Origin of the sequence: Streptomyces sp. NPDC005435 (genome assembly GCF_040703155.1) — a bacterium.
Classification (GTDB): Bacteria; Actinomycetota; Actinomycetes; order Streptomycetales; family Streptomycetaceae; genus Streptomyces.
The window spans coordinates 204,315-223,339 of the sequence record NZ_JBEXEQ010000010.1; the positions used below are offsets into that span (position 1 = coordinate 204,315).

The following is a 19,025-nucleotide window of genomic DNA, read 5'->3' on the forward strand; positions in this document are numbered from 1 at the left end:
GGGTTCTGGTGCGGACTACCCGTGCCAGGGCCCCGTCACCGCGAACGTGGTGCCGGGCGTGTAGCAGTTGACGTACATCGTCTCCCCGTCCGGGGAGAAGGTGACGCCCGCGAACTCGCCCCACTCCGGCTGCTCGGGCGTGCCGATGTTCTGCCGGCCCCGGGCCATCGCGTACACCTCGCCGCCCCGGGTGACGCCGAAGACGTGCTGGGCCCCGTTGCCGTCCTCGCACACCATCAGGCCGCCGCTCGGGGCGAGGCAGATGTTGTCCGGGGACTCGCCGGGCAACTGGACGTCCGTGTCCGGGCCGAAGACGATCACCAGGGTGAGCCGGCGCCGGTGCGGGTCGTAGCGCCAGATCTGGCCGTAGTGGTCGGCGGCCGAGCCCTCCGCGCTGTGGGCGAAGGACGACACGAAGTACACGCAGGTGCCGCCCCAGTAGCAGCCCTCCAGCTTCTGGGCGTGGGTGATGCCGCCGGTGCCGTAGTCCTGGAGCCGGGTCGGGGTGGCGGCGGCCAGCGGGTCGGGGACGTCCACCCACTCGACGCCGTCGAAGCTCGCCCCCGTCTCCTGGACGGTCGACAGGTCGGGTACCCCGGGTACCCGCATCGCCTGGAGCCGGCCGCCCGCGCGCAGCGAGCCCACTCCGCCGAGCGGCTTGTGCGGCAGGAAGCGGTAGAAGAGGCCGAAGGGCTTGAGGAAGGCGTCCTCGGTCTCGTAGACGACGCCGGTGCGCGGGTCGATCGCGATCGCCTCGTGCTGGAAGCGGCCCATCGCGGTCAGCGGGACGGCGCCGGTGCGGTGCGGGTCGGCGGGGTGGACCTCGAAGATGAAGCCGTGGTCCTTGGTGTGGCCGTTGTCGCCCGCCCGGTCCTCGGTCTCCTCGCAGGTCAGCCAGGTGCCCCAGGGGGTGCGGCCGCCCGCGCAGTTCACCGCCGTACCGGCGATGGCCACACGCTCCGACAGCACCCGGTTGCGCGAGTCCAGCTCCAGGGCCGTACAGCCGCCGTGGCCCTCCGGGTCGTAGGTGAGGCCCTCGACGGCGGGCACCCGGATCTTGGCGGTGGGGCGGTTCTCGTGGTTGCGCACGAGGTGGGTGCGGCCGCCCCGGCCGGAGAAGGCGGCCATGCCGTCGTGGTGGGAGGGCACCGGGCCCTCGCCGGAGCGCAGCGGGGCGCCCTCGCGGGAGAGCACCCGGTAGCGGAAGCCCTTCGGCAGGTCGAGCAGTCCTTCGGGGTCGGGCACGAGCGGACCGTAACCGGTACGGCCCAGCGAGCGGGCGGCGGCGGTGCCCGCGAAGAGCTCGGAGAGCGCGCCGGTGAAGACGATGCCCGCCCCCACCGCGCTCGCGGAGGCCAGGACCTGGCGTCGTGTCGTGGACATGGGGCGGCAGCCTTCCCGTTGGCGGACAGGAACTGTGCGTCGCCTGTGTCTACCACCGCGCACGGATCACGGGAACCATGCGTGCGCCGGCTGTCACTCTCCGAGCACGGGTCACGCCGGACCCCGCCCGTCGCGTCGCCCGACGAAAGCCCAGACGAAAGCCCCGACGAAAGCCCCGACGGAACCCGCAGCGAAAACCAGCGCGCGTAAACGGTCGGGAAGCGCGTGAACCCGGTCGCGGACGGCCAGGATGAAGGCATGGCATTCCACGTCGATTCCGAGGCCGGACGGCTGCGCCGGGTGATCCTCCACCGCCCCGACCTCGAACTGAAACGGCTCACCCCGAGCAACAAGGACGCCCTGCTCTTCGACGACGTCCTGTGGGTGCGCCGGGCGCGCGCCGAGCACGACGGGTTCGCCGACGTGCTGCGCGACCGAGGGGTCGAGGTCCACCTCTTCGGCGACCTGCTCACCGAGACGCTGGCGGTCCCCGAGGCCCGCGCCCTGGTCCTGGACCGGGTCTTCGACGAGAAGGAGTACGGCCCGCTCGCCACCGACCATCTGCGCGCCGCCTTCGACCGGATGACCCCGGACGCGCTGGCCGAGGCGCTGGTCGGCGGCATGACCAAGCGGGAGTTCCTGGACGCGTACGCGGAGCCCACCTCGGTCCGCTTCCACGTCATGGAGCTGGACGACTTCCTGCTCGGCCCGCTGCCCAACCACCTCTTCACCCGCGACACCTCGGCGTGGATCTACGACGGTGTCTCCATCAACGCCATGCGCTGGCCCGCCCGGCAGCGCGAGACCGTGCACTTCGAGGCGATCTACCGGCACCATCCGCTGTTCCGCGACGAGACCTTCCATATCTGGTCGCGCGGCCAGGCCGACTACCCCTCCACCATCGAGGGCGGCGACGTGCTGGTGATCGGCAACGGCGCGGTCCTCATCGGCATGAGCGAGCGCACCACCCCGCAGGCCGTGGAGATGCTCGCGCACAAGCTGTTCGCGGCGGGCTCCGCGCGCACCATCGTGGCGCTCGACATGCCCAAGCGGCGGGCCTTCATGCACCTCGACACGGTGATGACCATGGTCGACGGCGACACCTTCACCCAGTACGCCGGGCTCGGCATGCTGCGCTCGTACACCATCGAGCCGGGCGCGGGCGACAAGGAGCTGAAGGTCACCGACCACCCGCCGGAGCATATGCACCGGGCCATCGCCGCCGCCCTCGGCCTCGGCGAGATCCGTGTCCTCACCGCCACCCAGGACGTCCACGCGGCCGAGCGCGAGCAGTGGGACGACGGCTGCAACGTCCTCGCCGTCGAACCCGGCGTCGTCGTCGCGTACGAGCGCAACGCCACCACCAACACGCATCTGCGCAAGCAGGGCATCGAGGTGATCGAGATCCCGGGCAGCGAACTGGGCCGGGGGAGAGGCGGGCCGCGCTGCATGAGCTGTCCGGTGGAGCGCGAGGCGGTGTGACGCGGGGCGGGGCCTCGGCGGCAGCCCGTTGTGAGACTCCGCATAATCATGCCGCGAAATGAATAGCCATGCCGAGCCTCGTATAGAATTACCGCAGTCCCCGCACCCGTACCCCTGGAGCGCCCCCATGGCGACAGTCCCGAACGCCCTCGCCGGCCGCCACTTCCTCAAGGAGATCGACTTCTCCGCCGAGGAGTTCCGCGGTCTGGTCGAGCTGGCCGCGGAACTGAAGGCCGCCAAGCGCGCCGGGACCGAGACACGGCACCTGACCGGCAAGAACATCGCGCTGATCTTCGAGAAGACCTCGACGCGCACCCGCTGCGCGTTCGAGGTCGCCGCCGCCGACCAGGGCGCCCACACCACCTACCTCGACCCGGCCGGCTCCCAGATCGGGCACAAGGAGTCCGTGAAGGACACCGCCCGCGTGCTGGGGCGGATGTACGACGCGATCGAGTACCGGGGCCACGGCCAGGGCGTCGTCGAGGAGCTGGCCGCCCACGCGGGCGTCCCCGTCTACAACGGGCTCACCGACGAGTGGCACCCCACCCAGATGCTCGCCGACGTGCTCACCATGACCGAGCACAGCGACAAGCCCCTGGACGGGATCGCCTTCGCCTACCTCGGCGACGCCCGCTACAACATGGGCAACTCCTACCTGGTTACCGGCGCCCTGCTCGGCATGGACGTCCGGATCGTCGCCCCCCGTGTGCTCTGGCCCGACGAGACGATCGTCGCCCTGGCCCGGCAGCTCGCCGAGGCATCCGGCGCCCGCGTCACCCTCACCGAGGACGTGCAGGAGGGCGTGCGCGGCGCCGACTTCGTCGCCACCGACGTCTGGGTGTCCATGGGCGAGCCCAAGGAGGTCTGGGACGAGCGGATCGCGCTGCTCGGCCCGTACGCCGTCACCATGGACGTGCTGCGCGCCACCGGGAACCCGGACGTGAAGTTCCTGCACTGCCTGCCCGCCTTCCACGACCTCGGCACCGCCGTCGGCCGCGAGATCTTCGAGCGGCACGGACTGACCGAGCTGGAAGTCAGCGACGAGGTCTTCGAGTCGGCGCACTCGGTGGTCTTCGACGAGGCCGAGAACCGTATGCACACGATCAAGGCGGTGCTGGTCGCGACGCTCGGCGATATCTCACAAACCCTTGCGTGACCCTCCTCACCTGGCCTTATCCTGACCGACGGCCTGGCCCCACCCCCGCCGCGCCGACGCAGCGGCCTCACCCGGGCCGTCCGCACCACCCAGAAACGAGCACCACCCCTATGCCCGCTCCCCGCATCAAGTCCCCGCACCTGCTCGTCGCCGAATCGGGCGCCGACCGCGAGGGCCACGGTCTGAAGCGCACCATGGGCCTCTTCCAGCTCATCTGCTTCGGCGTCGGCGCCATCGTCGGTACCGGCATCTTCGTCGGCCTCTCCTCCTCCGTCGCGCAGGCCGGTCCCGCCGTCGTCATCTCGTACATCCTCGCCGCGATCACCTGCGTGTTCACCGCCTTCTCCTTCGCGGAGCTGGGCGGCGCGATCCCGGTCTCCGGCTCCTCGTACTCCTTCGCCTACGCCGGTCTCGGCGAGACCACCGCCTTCCTGGTCGGCTGGTGCCTGCTCCTGGAGTACGGCATCTCCATCTCGGCCGTCGCGGTCGGCTGGAGCGAGTACGTCAACGAACTCCTGCACAGCCTCACCGGCTGGCAGATCCCGGCCGCGCTCTCCGCCGGGCCGGGCGACGGCGGCATCGTGAACCTGCCCGCCGTCATCGTCATCGCCATGGCCTCCGTGCTGCTGGTGCGCGGCGTGCGCGAGAGCGCGCGGGCCACCGCCGCCATGGCCGCGGTCAAGCTCGTCATCCTGCTCGCGTTCTGCGCCATCGGCTACAGCGCCTTCAAGCACGGCAACCTCACGCCGTTCTCCCCGGCGGGCCTCGGCGGCATCGGCGCGGGCACCACCGCCGCGTTCTTCTCCTACATCGGCTTCGACGCGATCACCACGGCCGGTGAAGAGGCCAAGAACCCGCGCCGGGACATCCCCGTGGCGATCCTCGTCTGCATGGGCCTGGTCACGCTGCTGTACTGCGCGGTCGCGCTCGCCGCGATCGGCGCCATCGGCGGCAAGGAGGTCGGCAGCCGCCCGGCCGCGCTGTCCTACGTCGTCAACGAGGTCACCGGCTCCGCCGTCGGCGGCGCGGTCATCGCCTTCGGCGCGGTCGTCGCCATCGCCTCGGTGGTCCTCGCCGTGATGTACGGCCAGACCCGCATCCTGCTGTCGATGTCCCGCGACGGCCTGGTCCCGCGCGTCTTCGAGAAGGTCTCCCCGAAGACCTCCACGCCGGTCGCGGGCACGCTGATCGTCGCCGTCGTCTTCGCGATCCCGGCGGCCTTCGCCTCGCTGGACGCCACGGTGAACCTGTGCACCATCGGCACGCTGGCCATCATGGCCGTCGTCAACATCGCGGTGATCGCCCTGCGCCGCCGCCAGCCGGACCTCAAGCGCGGCTTCCGGGTCCCGCTGTACCCGGTCGCGCCGCTGCTCGGCGTCGCCTTCTGCCTGTACCTGATGTACGAGACGGGCTGGCGGACCTGGGCGCAGTTCGCGGTGTTCCTCGTGGTGGGCCTCGGCGTGTACTTCGCCTACGGGCGCCGGCACTCGCTGATGGCCAAGGGCGCGGGCACCGAAGCCGCTGAGGCCGCTGAGGCCCCCGAGGTCACGCCGAGCGCCGCTGAGCGGGAACCACAGGCAGTCTGAACCAGACCGCCTTGCCCGACGAGGTGGGGCGGTGACCGCAGGACGAACTGAGGGCGCGGATCAGCAACAGGCCGCGCCCTCCCTCCTGCCAGGGGTCGGGCTCCTCGATCACGGGCCGCGTCAGATGGCCCGGCGGCGCCGGGTCCGGGTCGTGCACCTCGACCTGGCAGCCGCTCGGGCGCAGCTCCACCACCAGCTCGATCGGTCCGCTCCCGGCGGTGTGCTCCACCGCGTTGGCGACCAGCTCGGCCGTGAGCAGCTCGGCGGTGTCGCTGTCGGCGGTGTGCTCCACCCCGGCCAGCGCCGAACGCACCAGCGCGCGCGCCACCGGCACCGCGGCCGCGGTGTGCGGCAGCGCGATGCGCCAGGAGGCCGATTCGGTGGGGCGTTCGTGCAAGGCGAGTAGTCCGTTCATGGAGCAGGCTGTCCTGCTTTCGACTGTAGGAAATGGTACGGGCCCGCCCTCACGGTCGGTCGGCGGCCGCCGGACGGCGCCCGAGGGCCCCGCCAAGCCGCTGCCTACCCGCCCGGGAACCCCGCCGCACCTGCCCGTGCCAGCCGTTACGGCATGGTGGAACCCCGGTGACACGTGTGACGCGGCCGGGCTCGGGGGAGTGTCCGGCCGCACCTACGTGACGACATTCACAAACGATCCGGGGGCACGCGAGGTCACTTCCGTACGCGTCCGTACACGCGCGCGCACGAGGCGTGGGCGCGGTCACTGCGCGCGGACGGGGACTCACGCCCCGCCGCCGGCGGCGCGCGGGGTCACACGGGGGCGAACCCGGCCTCACACTCCGGCGAACCCGGCCCCCGCGTCGCGCAGCCGCTCGCGCAGGGCGCGGAAGACCTCCGCCGAGGCGGTGCCGGGCCAGTCGGCGGGCAGCAGCCGGGCGGGCAGCCCGGGGTCGGCGTAGGGGAGATGGCGGAAGGAGTCCAGGGCGAGCAGATAGTCGCGGTAGGCGTCCTCGGCCGGGGTGTCCGCGCGCTGCCGCCAGGCCCGCAGCACGGGCTCGTGGGCGTCCAGGAACCGCTCGTGCTCCTTGGCGATCGCCGCGAGGTCCCACCAGCGGGCGACGGCCTCGCCGGTCGGCGCGAAACCGAGGTGCTCACCCCGGAACAGATCGACGTACGGGGCCAGGCCCAGCCGGCCGAGCACGTGCCGGGTCTCCTCGTACAGCCGCGCCGGGGCCACCCACACCCCGGGCGCCGCCGTGCCGAAGCCGAGCGCGGCCAGCCGTGAGCGCAGTACGTGCCGCTTCTGGCGCTCCGACTCGGGCACCGAGAACACCGCGAGCACCCAGCCCGCGTCCTCGGCGGGCCCTGCGGTACGGGTACGGCGGTCGCTGTCGTCCAGCAGCCGGCGTGCCTCGGCGGAGAGCTCGTACCCTGCGGCGCCCTCGGCCGTGCGGGCGGGCAGCAGCAGACCTCGGCGCTTGAGCCGGGACACCGAGGAGCGCACCGAAGGGGCGTCGACGCCGACCGCGGCCAGCAGCCGGATCAGCTCCGCGACGGGCATCGGACCCGGCATGGAGCGGCCGTACGCGCCGTAGAGCGTGACGATGAGAGACCTGGGGGCGTGCTGCTCGGACACGTTGATCATTTTAGATCTTCGACATCAGTGCTGGTCACCACCGGTGTGACGAGCGGGTGGTATGCCCGGCCCAGTGACGTGCCACCGCTCGGGTGATGATCGCGCCCGGCCTTGGGGGCGCCCGGCGGCGAGGGGAAGTCCCACCCAGAGGCACCCCCTTCGAACCCGACTGGAACCCCGCCCGGAAGGTACCCCCATGTCCGTACGCCCCGCCCTCGCCGTCGCGCTCGGCGCCGCCGCGTTGCTCTGCGCGCTCGCCGCACCGGCCGCCACCGCCACCGCCGCCCCGTCCGAGAACGTCACCGTCGACGCGGTCGCCACGATCGAGGAGGACGGCACCGTGACCCTCTCCGGCACCTACCGCTGTCTGCCCGCCACCGGCCCGGTCTTCGTCAGCTCCTCGATCGACCAGGACGACTCACGCGTCAAGTACGGCATCGGCGGCACCCGCGCCCGGTGCGACGGCACACGGCACCACTGGACCAACTCCGGCCAGGTCCCGGACGACGCGCTGCGCGTCGGTCCGGCCCATGTGGAGGCGACGGTGATGGAGCTGCGGCCGTCGGGCATCGCGTTTCTGCCGGTGTTCCACGCGCGGGGGGAGCGGGATGTGCGGCTGGTGGAGGACTGAGGGCGGGGAGGGCTGAGGGGCGGGGGCTGAGGGGTGAGGGACGAGTGCCGGGCCGCGCCGCCGGTTCGGCACCCGTCCCCGCTACCCGGGCGGCATCTTCCCGGTCAGCGCCCGCCACTTCAGCCGTTCGGCCTCCAACTCCTCCCGCGCGGTGCGCAGATGAGGGTTGTCCTTGTTGCGCTCCTGGACCCGGGCCAGCCGTTCGCGCGCCCGCTCCTGGGCGGCGGTGTCCTCGCGGACGCGGTCGAGGTCGGCCTCCGCCTTCTTCAGGCGCTCGGGGAGGCGGGCGCGGAAGGTGTTCTCCGTGGCAGCGGTGTCCCGGACGGTGTCCGCGAAGTCCCGTACCTGCTTCTCGGTGAAGCGCGTCTCCTGCCGCTCCTTCTGCTCCGCCTCGTCCGGGCTCACGCCGACGCGGGCGTAGTCGGCCCGGACCCGCCGCCCGTCCGTGCGGACTAGGTAGAGGTAGTAGCTCTCCTCGCTCCATTCGAACTCGACGCCGAGCCCCGCGAGTTGAAGGGTGTGCCGAACCCCCTTGGCGTCCTTCGCCACCACCACGTGCTCGTACAGGGCCACTTCACCAAGACCCGCCAGCCGCTTGCCCGTTCCGGGTTCGTTCAGCGACGCGATGAGCCGCTCCCGGGTCCGCAGCTCGCTCTTGTACCGCTGCTCCTGCTCGGCCACCTCGGCCCGCGCCGCCGACTCGTCCGCGCGGGCGGTGCCCTCCAGTCCGCGTACCTTCGAGCGCGCGTGGGCCAGTTCGCCCCGCTCGGCGGCGAACCGGGACGCCAGGGCGTACCCCCAGCCCCCAGGGAACAGATGCCGCCGCCACCCGGCGAACGCCCCGACCGCGACCGCCACCACCACGATCAGCCACATGGCCCCCATACCGCCCCCCCGCACCCGGCCGCAGTACCGTCCCGGAGGGGTTCTGCTCACCACCGAAGCGGACCAAACGGGCTGCGGGAGAAGGGAGTTGGAGCCACAGGAGGCCGGCCTGCGGGAGCGGTCGCCGGAGAACCGGGGAAGCGGTCTCCGGCAGTGCCGCACCCCGGTGCCGTCCGGCCTCGTTGTTCTGGTCGGACACCCCCTCACCGGAGAACGGACCACCCATGCACAAGCTCTCCCTGGACGCCGAGGCCCGACTGCAGCTGCAGCGCGCGAAGGAGGCCTCCGCCGGACGCAGCGCGACGACGGTCTACGGCGGCCACGAGCACACGCTGCGGCAGACCCTCCTGGCCCTGACCGCCGGCACCGTCCTGGCCGAACACGAGAACCCGGGCGAGGCGACCGTCCTGGTGCTCGGCGGACGGGTACGGCTCACCAGCGGCGACACCTCCTGGGACGGGCGCACCGGCGACTTCCTCGTCGTACCGCCCAGCCGGCACGCGCTGGAGGCGCTGGAGGACTCGACGGTGCTGCTGACGGTGGCGAAGGAGGTCTGAGGGGGCGCCGGCAGCCGACTCGCCCGGTTCCCGCACGCGGCATACGCTGGGGTGGGGAACGCCCCGAGGCCCCGGCCGCGGTGGAGGACCACCTCCCGCAGGCGACTGTCCGGCCCCGGCTCCGGCTCACCCTCGACATCATTCACCCGGAGGACCTCCCCGTCCGCGCCCGGCGCCCTCGTACCCGGTGGCTTCGCGCCCGGCCGGGGCGGCCCCGCGTACCCCTGGAGCGGTTCGTCATGCTCTCGGAAACCTCCCGGCCCGTCGTCGCCGCCACGCTGCCTGTGGTCGCCGAGCACATAGGGGAGATCGCCCAGCGCTTCTACCGGCACATGTTCGCCGCGCACCCCGAACTGCTCGACGGTGTGTTCAACCGGGGCAACCAGGCCCACAGCGACCAGCAGAAGGCCCTGGCCGGATCGGTGGCGGCGTTCGCGACCGGACTCGTGGAGTCGCCGGAGCACGTGCCCGGGCATCTGCTCTCCCGCATCGCGCACAAGCACGCCTCGCTCGGCATCCGCCCCGAGCAGTACCAGATCGTCCACGACCACCTGATGTGGGCCATCGGCGACGTGCTCGGCGAGGCGGTCACCCCCGAGGTCGCCGCCGCCTGGGACGAGGTCTACTGGCTGATGGCCGACTCCCTGGTCAACGAGGAGCGCGGCCTGTACAGCGCGCGCGGCGCGCGCCCGGAGACGGTCTGGCGGGAGTGGGAGGTCGAGAAGAAGATCCGCGAGACCGCCGACGTGGTCACCTTCGTGCTGAAGCGGATCGACGACCGCCTGGTGAAGAGCTCGCTGCCCGGCCAGTACGTCACCGTGCGGATGCGGATGCCCGACGGGGTGCGCCAGCCGCGCCAGTACAGCCTGACCCGGGCCGACGACGGCGAACACCGCCAGTTCTCGGTCAAGCGCGTCCGGGGCGACGGCATCGACCCCGACGGCGAGATGTCCACCCTCCTGCACGAGGTGGTCCAGGTGGGCGACACGGTCACGACGTCCCTGCCGTACGGCGACGTCGTCCTCGACGACGCGGGCCGCCCCGTCGTCTTCGCCACCGCCGGCATCGGCATCGCCCCGGCCGCCGGCATGCTCTCCCACCTCGTCAAAGCGGGCTCCGGCCTGCACGTCAAGCTCCTCCACGCCGACCTCGACGAGGCCTCCTTCCCCCTGCGCCGCCAGGTCGTCGGAGACATTCTGGAAATGCGCGACGCGGAACTCTACGCCTGGTACGAAACCGGCGCCGAGACCATGGAACCCCTGACCGGCGTCTTCCAGGGCCGCCTGAACGTCCAGGACATCGACCTCCCCGACGACGCCCTCTACTACCTCTGCGGCCCCCTCCCCTTCATGCAGGCGGCACGCACGAAACTCCTCGAACGGGGGGTCGCGCCGGGGGACATCCAGTACGAGGTGTTCGGACCGGATCTTTGGCAGGCGGATCTGGACTAGGCGGGGGCGGCGCCGTCCCTCACCGGCACATCGATGTCCGGGAGCGCGACGGAAGCAGGCCACATCGACGCCACGAAGAGGGGGAGGACCACCGATGGCGTGGTACGAGTGAGAACAGTTCAAGGCGGGTGCGGGCCGGCAGACGCGCATCGACCATGGGGACGATCAGGGCGGGGGAGGCGGAGGACGGAGTGGCTCACCGAATACGAGGAAGCGCCGACGGCTGGGGCAACGTCAGTTACCGCGTGGACGTCGCACGCATCCGGGACCTGACCCGGTTGAGCCGCGACCACCGCCATCTGCGCGGCAAATGCGGTCTCGTCCGCACGAACCTGAACGGTCTCGCACAGAGGAAACCGAGCCGCCGGGCCGGGCTGCTGCTTCGTTCCGTACGGCCTGGCATCGCTCTTGCCGCCGCCCTGTGCTCCGGGTTCCTGCTGTGTGCGCTGTCCGCCTGCTCGTCCTCGCCCACCGCTGCTCCTTCGCGCGGTGGGAACGGTGTGCCTCATTGGGTTCCCAAAACGACGCCGCAGGAGGTGGCGGACCGGCTTCACGTCGCCGTTCCCCCGAAGGCGACGGACCTCCGGGCCGCGTATCAGGACGGCCCGCAGGACGACGGCCTGCTTCTCGCGTTCGTCCTGCCCGGCGCGGAAACTCCCGCCTTCCTCAAGGAGTTGGCGCCCGAAAACCCCCTGTCGCATCGCGCCGAGCCGCTCCTGTCGGCCGATGAGGTCAAACCGGCCACGCCCTTCGCCCGCCTCGGTCTGAAGGAACCCGAGGCGCTGCCCGACGTGACGGAAGGTCCGGTCTGCGGTCCCTGTGAGGACGACCTGAACTCGCTGTCGGTCTCGGTGCACCCTCTGGACGCGCAGCGCGACCAGGTGTACTTGAGGGGTGTGGACTGAGGCCCCGAGGTGAAGGTTCCGTCCCGCCCGTCACGCCTGGCACACTGACCCCCATGTCTCAGGGCCTCAGGGTCGGGTTGCTCGGGGCGGCTGCCATTGCGCCGGCCGCGTTGGTCAAGCCCGCGCGTCGGACTCCGCGGGTCACGGTGACCGCGGTTGCCGCTCGTGATCGGCGGCGTGCGGGGGAGTTCGCGCGGCGGCATGGTATTCCCGTCGTGCACAGTGGGTACGACGAGCTGCTCGCCGATCCTCAAGTGGACGCCGTTTACGTGCCGTTGCCCAACGGGCTGCACGCGGAGTGGACGTTGAAGGCGCTGGAGGCCGGAAAGCACGTCCTGTGCGAGAAGCCGCTGACCGCCAATCGCGCGGAGGCGGAGCGTGTCGCGGAGGCCGCCGACGAGGCGTACGCGCGCAGTGGACTGGTGGTGATGGAGGCGTTCCACTACCGCCATCACCCCCTGGCCGCGCGGATGCGGGAGATCGTGGAGGGCGGCGAACTCGGTGAGTTGCGGCATGTCGAGGCCGAAGTCTGTTTTCCGCTGCCCCGGTTCGGCGACATCCGGTACGACTACGGGCTGGCGGGCGGCGCGACCATGGACGCCGGCTGTTACGCGGTCCACGTCGCCCGTCTCCTCGGCGGCGGCGCCCCGGCGGTGACGGCAGCCCGGATGCTGACCCTGCGCAAGGACCCGCGCGTCGACCGCGCGATGAGCGCCGACCTCGCCTTTCCGGGCGGAGTGAGCGGGCGGGTGCGCGCATCCATGTGGTCGCGCCGGCTGCTGTCGATCCGGGCTCGCGCGATCGGGTCCGCCGGTGAACTGCACGTCACCAACTTCGTGATGCCGCAGCTCTACCACCGGCTCACCGTCCGCGCCCCACGTGCGGAGGGCGGACGCGTGCTGCGGCGCGAGCGCCTCCGGCACACCCCCTCCAGCTACGCCTGCCAGCTGTCGGCCTTCGCGTCGGCCGTGCTGGACAAGGCCCCGGTCCTCACCTCACCCGCCGACGCCGTGACGAACATGGGCGTCCTGGACGAGATCTACCGCGCCTGCGGCCTCCCGGTCCGCGGCGAGCCGCAGCAGTCATGAGGCAAGCCGCAGGATTCATGCGGCGAGCCGCAGGAGCGATGAGCTGAAGCCGGCACCCGGCTCACGGGAGGGCAGCGCACGCCGGACAACAGCTCAGCCGCCCCCGGAGGGCGAGTCCGGCTCCGGCGGGCCGTCCGCGTCGGCCGGGGTGAACAGTCGGCGCGGTCCGGGCCCCGACTTGCCCAGCGAGTCGTACGGATTGGTGAGCGGGCAGTTGGACACCGACAGGCAGCCGCAGCCGATGCAGTCGCTGAGGCTGTCGCGCAGGACGGTCAACTCCCTGATGCGGGAGTCCAGATCGGCCCTCCAGATCCGGGACAGCTCCTCCCAGTCCTGCCGGTTGGGCGTGCGGTTGCTGGGCAGCGACTGCAGCGCCGCCCGCACCACGGCCAGCGGGATGCCCAGCCGCTGGGCCACCCGGATCACCGCCACCCGCCGGAGCGTGTCACGGGTGTAGCGGCGCTGGTTGCCGGACGTACGACGGCTCTTGATCAGCCCCTTCGACTCGTAGAAGTGCAGCGCGGTCACGGCGACTCCGGTGCGCGTGGACACCTGTCCGACCGTGAGTTCCCGGGCGGTGGGGGAAAGCGGGTTCAGGCGGGGCGACATGCGCTCCATCAACCTCCGGTGTCGTCAGCCGACTTCGGTCCGTTCGTTCCAGGCGGTCTCCAGGGCCGCGGTCAACCGGTCGGCCGACGGTGTCCCCGAGGCGCCGTCGATTCCGGCGGTCCCGTCGATACGGAAGGCCGGTACCGCCCTGAACCCGGCCGTGGCCGCGAGCCGTTCGTCCTCGCGCACCGCGTCGGCGAAGCCGTCGCCCGCCAGGACGGCGGCGGCCGCCGCGCCGTCGAGGCCGACGTCCTCGGCGACGGCCGACAGCACCGCGTGGTCGGCGATGTTGCGGTGCTCGGTGAAGTACGCGCGGAAGAGCCGGTCCTTCGTCCGGGTGGCCAGTCCCCGCCTCGCGGCGAGGTGGACGAGCCGGTGCGCGTCGAAGGAGTTGACCGGCCGCAGGTCCGACAGCACGATGCCGGCCCCCTCGCGCGCCCCCAGTTCCTCGATGTGCCGGAACAGCGTGGCCACCCGGGCGGCGTCCAGGCCGTAGTCGGTGGCCATCATCTCGGCGAGGGTGCGTCCCGGCAGTCCCGGCTGCCCCGGGCGGAGTTCGAAGGCGCGCCAGACCGTCAGCACCTGCTCGCGGTGCGCGAACCGGGACAGCGCGGTACGCAGCCGCAGATGCCCCAGGTAGCACCACGGGCACATCAGGTCCGACCAGATCTCCAGCCTCATCGGCCCCTTCCTCTCGTCCCCCTGCGGGGCGGTCGGGTCGGCGACGGCCTTCGGCGCCGACGGTGTACACACGCGCCTCCGCTCAGGAGCCGGCGGGCCCACGCTGCCGTATCAGGAGGGACACCAGGACGCCCAGCACCAGCAGACAGCCGCTGACCAGGTACACGGTGCTCATCGAAGCGGTCATGGCGTCCAGCAGCGGGCGGGCCAGCCGAGGGTCCGCGCTCTTCAGGAACGACGTGTCGTCGAGGTTCAGGCTGCCGTCCATGCCCTTCAGCAGCACCCGGTTGGCGGGCGCCGAGGCCACGGCCGGGTCGTGCGCGGCGGCCTGGAATACGGGGCTGTCCGCGGCCTCGGCGTAGGCGTCCGCGACCCGGCCGCCCACCGTTCCGAAGAAGACCGCCAGGAAGACGGCGGCCCCGGCGGTGCCGCCGATCTGGCGGAAGAACGAGTACGACGAGACGGCGGCGCCCATGGTGCCGGGTTCCGCGCCCCGCTGGATCGCCACCAGCATGACCTGCCAGGAGAAACCGACACCGGCGCCCATCAGCAGAGCGGCCCCGCCGGTCTGCCACAGCGCGGTGTCCGTCCCGGTGGCGCTCAGCCACCAGGACGCGGCGGTCATCAGGGCCACCCCGGAGACGATGACCGGCTTGTAGTTGCCGGTCCTCGCGACGTACGGTCCGGCCACCCGGCCGGAGACGACGATGCCGACCGTCTGCGGGAGCAGCATCAGCCCCGCCTGCGTGGGGGACAGGCCCCTGACGATCTGCACGTACAGGGGCAGCACGGTGAGCACCCCGAACAGAGCCATGCCGACGATGACGTTGACCACGTTGACCAGGGTGAACACCCGGTCGCGGAACAGGCTCAGGGGCAGCAGCGCGCTCTGCCCGGCGCGCCGCTCGGCGAGCACGAACAGCACCAGGCCGAGCGCGCCCACCGCGAACAGACCGAGCGTCGGCCCCGCGCCCCAGCCCCACTCGCGGCCCTGTCCGGCCGCCGTCAGCAGGGGCACCAGGCAGACGACCAGGGCGAGGAGGCCGAGGACGTCGACGCGCCCGACGGCCGCCCGTGGTCTGGGCAGTTTCAGGAGCAGCCCGATCAGGAGCATCGCGACGGCGCCGATCGGCAGGTTGACGAGGAACGCCCAGCGCCAGCCGGTGACTCCGAGGACGCTGTCCGCCCCGGCGAACCACCCTCCCAGGACGGGCCCGGCCACCGCCGAGACACCGAAGACCGAGCCGAACCAGGCCTGGTACCGGGTACGTTCCGGAAGCGGCACCAGGTCCGCGAGGACGGTGAACGCCAGGCTCATCAGCCCGCCGGCGCCCAGTCCCTGGACGGCCCGGAAGGCGGTCAGCTCCCCCATCGACCGGGCCAGCCCGCACAGCAGCGAGCCGAGCAGGAAGACCCCGACGGCGATCAGGTACAGCGGCCGGCGTCCGTACAGGTCCGAGAACCTGCCGTACAACGCGGTGGAGATGACGGAGGTGATCAGATAGGCCGTGGTCACCCAGGCCTGTTCGGTGAGCCCGTCGAGATCGTCCGTGATGGTCCGCATGGCGGTGGAGACCACGGTCTGGTCCAGCGAGGACAGGAACATGCCAAGCATCAGTCCGAAGACGATCAGGCCGGCCGGAGCCCTGGGGATGGCCGGCCCCTCGGTCTCCGTCTGCGCGACATCGGTCATGAGGTGGCTTCCTCCACAGCACGGTCCGGGACAAGGGTGTCCGGCGCGCGCCTCCCGCGCCGCCGGCACCGCAAGCCTGCAACCTCTACTTAGGTCGAGGTCAAGCCCGGCCGGCGTGCCGCGAAGTCCCGGAAACGCCGCCGCGCCCCGTCCACCCGGCCGAGCGGCGGGGTGGACGGGGCGCGACGGTGTCCGTGCCTCAGATGTCCCGGAAGATCTCGATCTGCGCCCCGATCGAGTTCAGCCGCTCCGCCAGGTCCTCGTACCCGCGGTTGATGACGTACACGTTGCGGAGCACCGACGTGCCCTCCGCCGCCATCATCGCCAGGAGGACGACCACGGCGGGCCGGAGGGCCGGCGGGCACATCATCTCGGCGGCGCGCCAGCGGGTGGGGCCTTCCACCAACACGCGGTGGGGGTCGAGGAGTTGGAGGCGGCCGCCGAGGCGGTTGAGGTCGGTGAGGTAGATCGCGCGGTTGTCGTAGACCCAGTCGTGGATCAGGGTCTTGCCCTGGGCGACGGCGGCGATCGCCGCGAAGAAGGGGACGTTGTCGATGTTGAGGCCGGGGAACGGCATCGGGTGGATTTTGTCGATCGGCGCCTCCAGCTTGGAGGGGCGGACCGTGAGGTCGACCAGGCGGGTACGGCCGTTGTCGGCGAAGTACTCGCGGCTGCGGTCGTGGTCGAGGCCCATCTCCTCCAGGACCGCCAGCTCGATCTCCAGGAACTCGATCGGCACCCGGCGGACCGTCAGCTCCGACTCCGTCACCACGGCGGCGGCGACCAGGCTCATCGCCTCGACCGGGTCCTCGGAGGGGGAGTAGTCGACGTCGATGTCGATGTTGGGGACGCCGTGCACGGTGAGGGTGGTGGTGCCGATGCCCTCGACCCGTACGCCCAGGGCCTCCAGGAAGAAGCAGAGGTCCTGGACCATGTAGTTGGAGGAGGCGTTGCGGATGACGGTCACGCCGTCGTGGCGGGCGGCCGCCAGCAGCGCGTTCTCGGTCACGGTGTCGCCGCGCTCGGTCAGGACGATCGGGCGGTCCGGGCGGACCGTGCGGTCCACCACCGCGTGGTACTGCCCCTCGGTCGCCGCGATGTCCAGGCCGAAGCGGCGCAGCGCGATCATGTGCGGCTCGATGGTGCGGGTGCCGAGGTCGCAGCCGCCCGCGTACGGCAGCATGAAGCGGTCCATGCGGTGCAGCAGCGGGCCGAGGAACATGATGATCGAGCGGGTGCGGACGGCCGCCTCCGCGTCGATGGCGTCCATCTCCAGCTGGGCCGGGGGGACGAGTTCGAGGTCGACGCCGTCGTTGATCCAGCGGGTGCGGACGCCGATGGAGTTGAGCACCTCCAGGAGGCGGTACACCTCCTCGATCCGGGCGACCCGGCGCAGGACCGTACGGCCCTTGTTCAGCAGGGACGCGCACAGCAGGGCGACGCAGGCGTTCTTGCTCGTCTTGACGTCGATGGCGCCGGAGAGGCGGCGGCCGCCGACGACGCGCAGATGCATCGGACCCGCGTAGCCCAGCGACACGATCTCGCTGTCCAGGGCCTCCCCGATGCGGGCGATCATCTCAAGGCTGATGTTCTGGTTCCCGCGCTCGATGCGGTTGACCGCGCTCTGACTCGTGCCGAGAGCGTCCGCGAGCTGGGTCTGAGTCCAGCCGCGGTGCTGCCGGGCGTCACGGATGAGCTTGCCGATGCGTGCGAGGTAGTCGTCTGACATGAGGTTGAGGCTATCTCAGATATGAGATGGCGCCCCGCCGGGGGGTCCATTCGGGTGATGCCGGGTCAACGGCGCCCGGTCAGTGGCCCTTGGTCGTGGTCTTGCGCCAGCCGAACGGGCCGGGCAGATCCATCGAGGTCGTACGGCGTCCCGTGCTGCTGTGGGTGTGGCGGGGGCCGTGCTTGCCGCCGCCGGTCGTGAGGGACCAGGAGTGGCGGTTGATGTTCAGGCGGACTCCGGGCAGGATGCGGAAGCTCTTGCGGAATGTGAGGCCCATGACTGTCTCCTCCGATTGTCGGTGCGGCGGAAGGCCGCTCAACCCGGATACCCCCGAACGGGTTACTGATGGCCGCGCCTTCAGCGTCCTTGCTTCTTCTGCTTCTTCTGCTTCTTCCGCTCCTCCCTGCGCAGTGCCCGCCGCTGCTTTCCCGGCAGCGCTCCGGACAGTTCGCCCACCCGGGAGACGTGGTGGCCGCCGGCCTCCGTACCTCCCGGACACCACCAGGTGACCGCCTCCGCGTCGGACCGCACATGTGCTCCCAGCTTGTGCGCCGGGCAGACCGGCCACACCTGCCAGGCCATCTCCATCACCGTCTCCTGGGCGGCGTCGGCGGTCCGGGTGAGCAGGTCGGCGGGGTCGGCCGGCTCCGGTGCGCCGGAGTCGTACGTCACGTCGTCGGGGTGCACGGGATTGCCCTGCCGGCGGCCGTCAGGCAGCGCCACGTACAGCCGCTCGGGCTCGCCCGCCTCGTGCGCCGGCTCCACCATCAGCACCAGAGGCGGATGCTCGGGCAGGGTGGCCGCGAGGTCCCGGTTCACGGCCTCCAGCGCCTTCTCGAACCCCGGCCACGCGCCGGACTCCGCGCGCCGGGGCTCGGGGATGTGGAAGCGGGCGGCCGGCACGCCCTCGGGGAGCGAGTGGTACGAGAAGTGGCTCACCGGGGGATGGTCTCACCGGGTACGGGCGTCCGGCGAGGAAATTCACCTGGGCGGCGGTGTCCGGGAGGGGTGGGGGTGTGCCAGGCGGTCGTCCGGTGGGAGGGTGGCGGAATCCGATGATCATGCGCCGCCCGCCACGGTGGGACGTGCCGCCCGCCACGGTGAGACGTGCCGCCCGCCACGGTGGGACGTGCCGCCCGCCACGAGGAGACGAGATGGCCCAGCACGACGAGACGACCCGGCACGACGGGACCGTCCGGCACTTCGTACGACCCGACGGCGCGCCGCCCGTGAACGGCTACAGCCACGCCGTGGCGTTCGGCGCGGCCGGGAACCTCGTCGCCGTCTCCGGGCAGGTGCCGCTCGACGCCGAGGGGCGGCTCGTGGGGGAGGGGGACGCGGAGGCGCAGGTGCGGCAGGTGTACGCCAACCTGGCCACGGCCCTCGCGGCGGCGGGCACCGGCCTCGGCCATGTGGTCAAGCTGACCGTCTTCCTCACCGACCTCGCGGACCTCCCCGCCTTCCGCCGGGTGCGCGACGAACACCAGGACTCCGCGCGCCCGCCCGCCTGCTCGCTGGTCCAGGTCGCCGGGCTCGTCCACCCCGCGTTCCGGGTGGAGATCGAGGCGTGGGCCGTGGTGCCGGGCTGAGGCGGG

The 19,025-nt window shown here is 71.7% G+C and carries 19 protein-coding genes; 9 read left to right on the top strand and 10 right to left on the bottom strand.

The genetic code is table 11. The features are described 5' to 3' along the window. Positions 1-15: 15 nt before the first annotated feature. The gene (locus tag AB0898_RS15225; protein ID WP_366803374.1) at positions 16-1,383 is read right to left on the bottom strand and encodes an alkaline phosphatase PhoX; all 1,368 of its coding nucleotides are present in this window, start codon (positions 1,381-1,383) and stop codon (positions 16-18) included. A 258-nt stretch (positions 1,384-1,641) separates the two neighbouring features. Here AB0898_RS15225 and AB0898_RS15230 point away from each other — a divergent pair, with 258 nt between their 5' ends. From AB0898_RS15230 to AB0898_RS15240, 3 genes are all read left to right on the top strand, one after another. Next, a complete protein-coding gene (locus tag AB0898_RS15230; protein ID WP_366803375.1) occupies positions 1,642-2,865 on the top strand; it encodes an arginine deiminase in 1,224 nt (407 codons plus the stop codon). A gap of 127 nt (positions 2,866-2,992) precedes the next feature. Further along, a complete protein-coding gene (argF, locus tag AB0898_RS15235) occupies positions 2,993-4,021 on the top strand; it encodes an ornithine carbamoyltransferase (protein ID WP_366803376.1) in 1,029 nt (342 codons plus the stop codon). A gap of 110 nt (positions 4,022-4,131) precedes the next feature. Beyond that, the gene (locus AB0898_RS15240; protein ID WP_366803377.1) at positions 4,132-5,607 is read left to right on the top strand and encodes an amino acid permease; all 1,476 of its coding nucleotides are present in this window, start codon (positions 4,132-4,134) and stop codon (positions 5,605-5,607) included. Here the strand turns inward: AB0898_RS15240 and AB0898_RS15245 are convergent. Next, positions 5,567-6,022, bottom strand: coding sequence for an ATP-binding protein (locus tag AB0898_RS15245; protein ID WP_366803378.1), 456 nt, complete (start codon positions 6,020-6,022; stop codon positions 5,567-5,569). The two genes, AB0898_RS15240 and AB0898_RS15245, sit on opposite strands and share 41 nt — an antisense overlap. A gap of 375 nt (positions 6,023-6,397) precedes the next feature. Continuing rightward, positions 6,398-7,210: a PaaX family transcriptional regulator C-terminal domain-containing protein gene (locus AB0898_RS15250; protein ID WP_366803379.1), complete on the bottom strand. Its 813-nt coding sequence runs from the start codon at positions 7,208-7,210 to the stop codon at positions 6,398-6,400. Positions 7,211-7,397: 187 nt separating this feature from the next. On the opposite strand from AB0898_RS15250, the gene AB0898_RS15255 reads away from it, so the two are divergent. Then, positions 7,398-7,832, top strand: coding sequence for a DUF6299 family protein (locus AB0898_RS15255; RefSeq protein ID WP_366803380.1), 435 nt, complete (start codon positions 7,398-7,400; stop codon positions 7,830-7,832). A gap of 81 nt (positions 7,833-7,913) precedes the next feature. On the opposite strand, the gene AB0898_RS15260 is transcribed toward AB0898_RS15255, so the two are convergent. Next, positions 7,914-8,717, bottom strand: a complete 804-nt coding sequence (locus AB0898_RS15260) for a hypothetical protein (protein ID WP_366803381.1) — start codon at positions 8,715-8,717, stop codon at positions 7,914-7,916. A 224-nt stretch (positions 8,718-8,941) separates the two neighbouring features. Between AB0898_RS15260 and AB0898_RS15265 the strand changes: the two genes are divergently transcribed. The 4 genes from AB0898_RS15265 (at position 8,942) to AB0898_RS15280 (ending at position 12,718) form a co-directional block, all read left to right on the top strand. Then, a complete protein-coding gene (locus tag AB0898_RS15265) occupies positions 8,942-9,274 on the top strand; it encodes a cupin domain-containing protein (RefSeq protein WP_366803382.1) in 333 nt (110 codons plus the stop codon). A 239-nt stretch (positions 9,275-9,513) separates the two neighbouring features. After that, positions 9,514-10,725: a globin domain-containing protein gene (locus tag AB0898_RS15270; RefSeq protein ID WP_366803383.1), complete on the top strand. Its 1,212-nt coding sequence runs from the start codon at positions 9,514-9,516 to the stop codon at positions 10,723-10,725. Positions 10,726-10,970: 245 nt separating this feature from the next. Further along, a complete protein-coding gene (locus AB0898_RS15275) occupies positions 10,971-11,630 on the top strand; it encodes a hypothetical protein (protein WP_366803384.1) in 660 nt (219 codons plus the stop codon). 53 nt (positions 11,631-11,683) lie between these two features. Next, on the top strand, positions 11,684-12,718 hold the full coding sequence (locus AB0898_RS15280; protein WP_366803385.1) for a Gfo/Idh/MocA family oxidoreductase: 1,035 nt from the start codon (positions 11,684-11,686) through the stop codon (positions 12,716-12,718). Between the two features lie 93 nt (positions 12,719-12,811). Here the strand turns inward: AB0898_RS15280 and soxR are convergent, their stop codons facing one another. From soxR to AB0898_RS15310, 6 genes are all read right to left on the bottom strand, one after another. Continuing rightward, positions 12,812-13,327, bottom strand: coding sequence for a redox-sensitive transcriptional activator SoxR (gene soxR / locus AB0898_RS15285; RefSeq protein ID WP_407078346.1), 516 nt, complete (start codon positions 13,325-13,327; stop codon positions 12,812-12,814). A gap of 24 nt (positions 13,328-13,351) precedes the next feature. Further along, the gene (locus AB0898_RS15290) at positions 13,352-14,008 is read right to left on the bottom strand and encodes a DsbA family oxidoreductase (protein ID WP_366803387.1); all 657 of its coding nucleotides are present in this window, start codon (positions 14,006-14,008) and stop codon (positions 13,352-13,354) included. Positions 14,009-14,090: 82 nt separating this feature from the next. Continuing rightward, positions 14,091-15,701, bottom strand: a complete 1,611-nt coding sequence (locus tag AB0898_RS15295; RefSeq protein WP_366803388.1) for an MDR family MFS transporter — start codon at positions 15,699-15,701, stop codon at positions 14,091-14,093. A 199-nt stretch (positions 15,702-15,900) separates the two neighbouring features. Beyond that, positions 15,901-17,430: a UDP-N-acetylglucosamine 1-carboxyvinyltransferase gene (locus tag AB0898_RS15300; RefSeq protein WP_199584154.1), complete on the bottom strand. Its 1,530-nt coding sequence runs from the start codon at positions 17,428-17,430 to the stop codon at positions 15,901-15,903. 79 nt (positions 17,431-17,509) lie between these two features. Next, the gene (locus AB0898_RS15305) at positions 17,510-17,707 is read right to left on the bottom strand and encodes a DUF4236 domain-containing protein (protein WP_366803389.1); all 198 of its coding nucleotides are present in this window, start codon (positions 17,705-17,707) and stop codon (positions 17,510-17,512) included. 80 nt (positions 17,708-17,787) lie between these two features. Further along, positions 17,788-18,369: a hypothetical protein gene (locus AB0898_RS15310; RefSeq protein WP_366803390.1), complete on the bottom strand. Its 582-nt coding sequence runs from the start codon at positions 18,367-18,369 to the stop codon at positions 17,788-17,790. Between the two features lie 215 nt (positions 18,370-18,584). Between AB0898_RS15310 and AB0898_RS15315 the strand changes: the two genes are divergently transcribed. Then, positions 18,585-19,019 (top strand): RidA family protein, encoded by a 435-nt coding sequence (locus tag AB0898_RS15315; protein WP_366803391.1) that lies wholly within the window; start codon positions 18,585-18,587, stop codon positions 19,017-19,019. Positions 19,020-19,025: the final 6 nt, after the last annotated feature.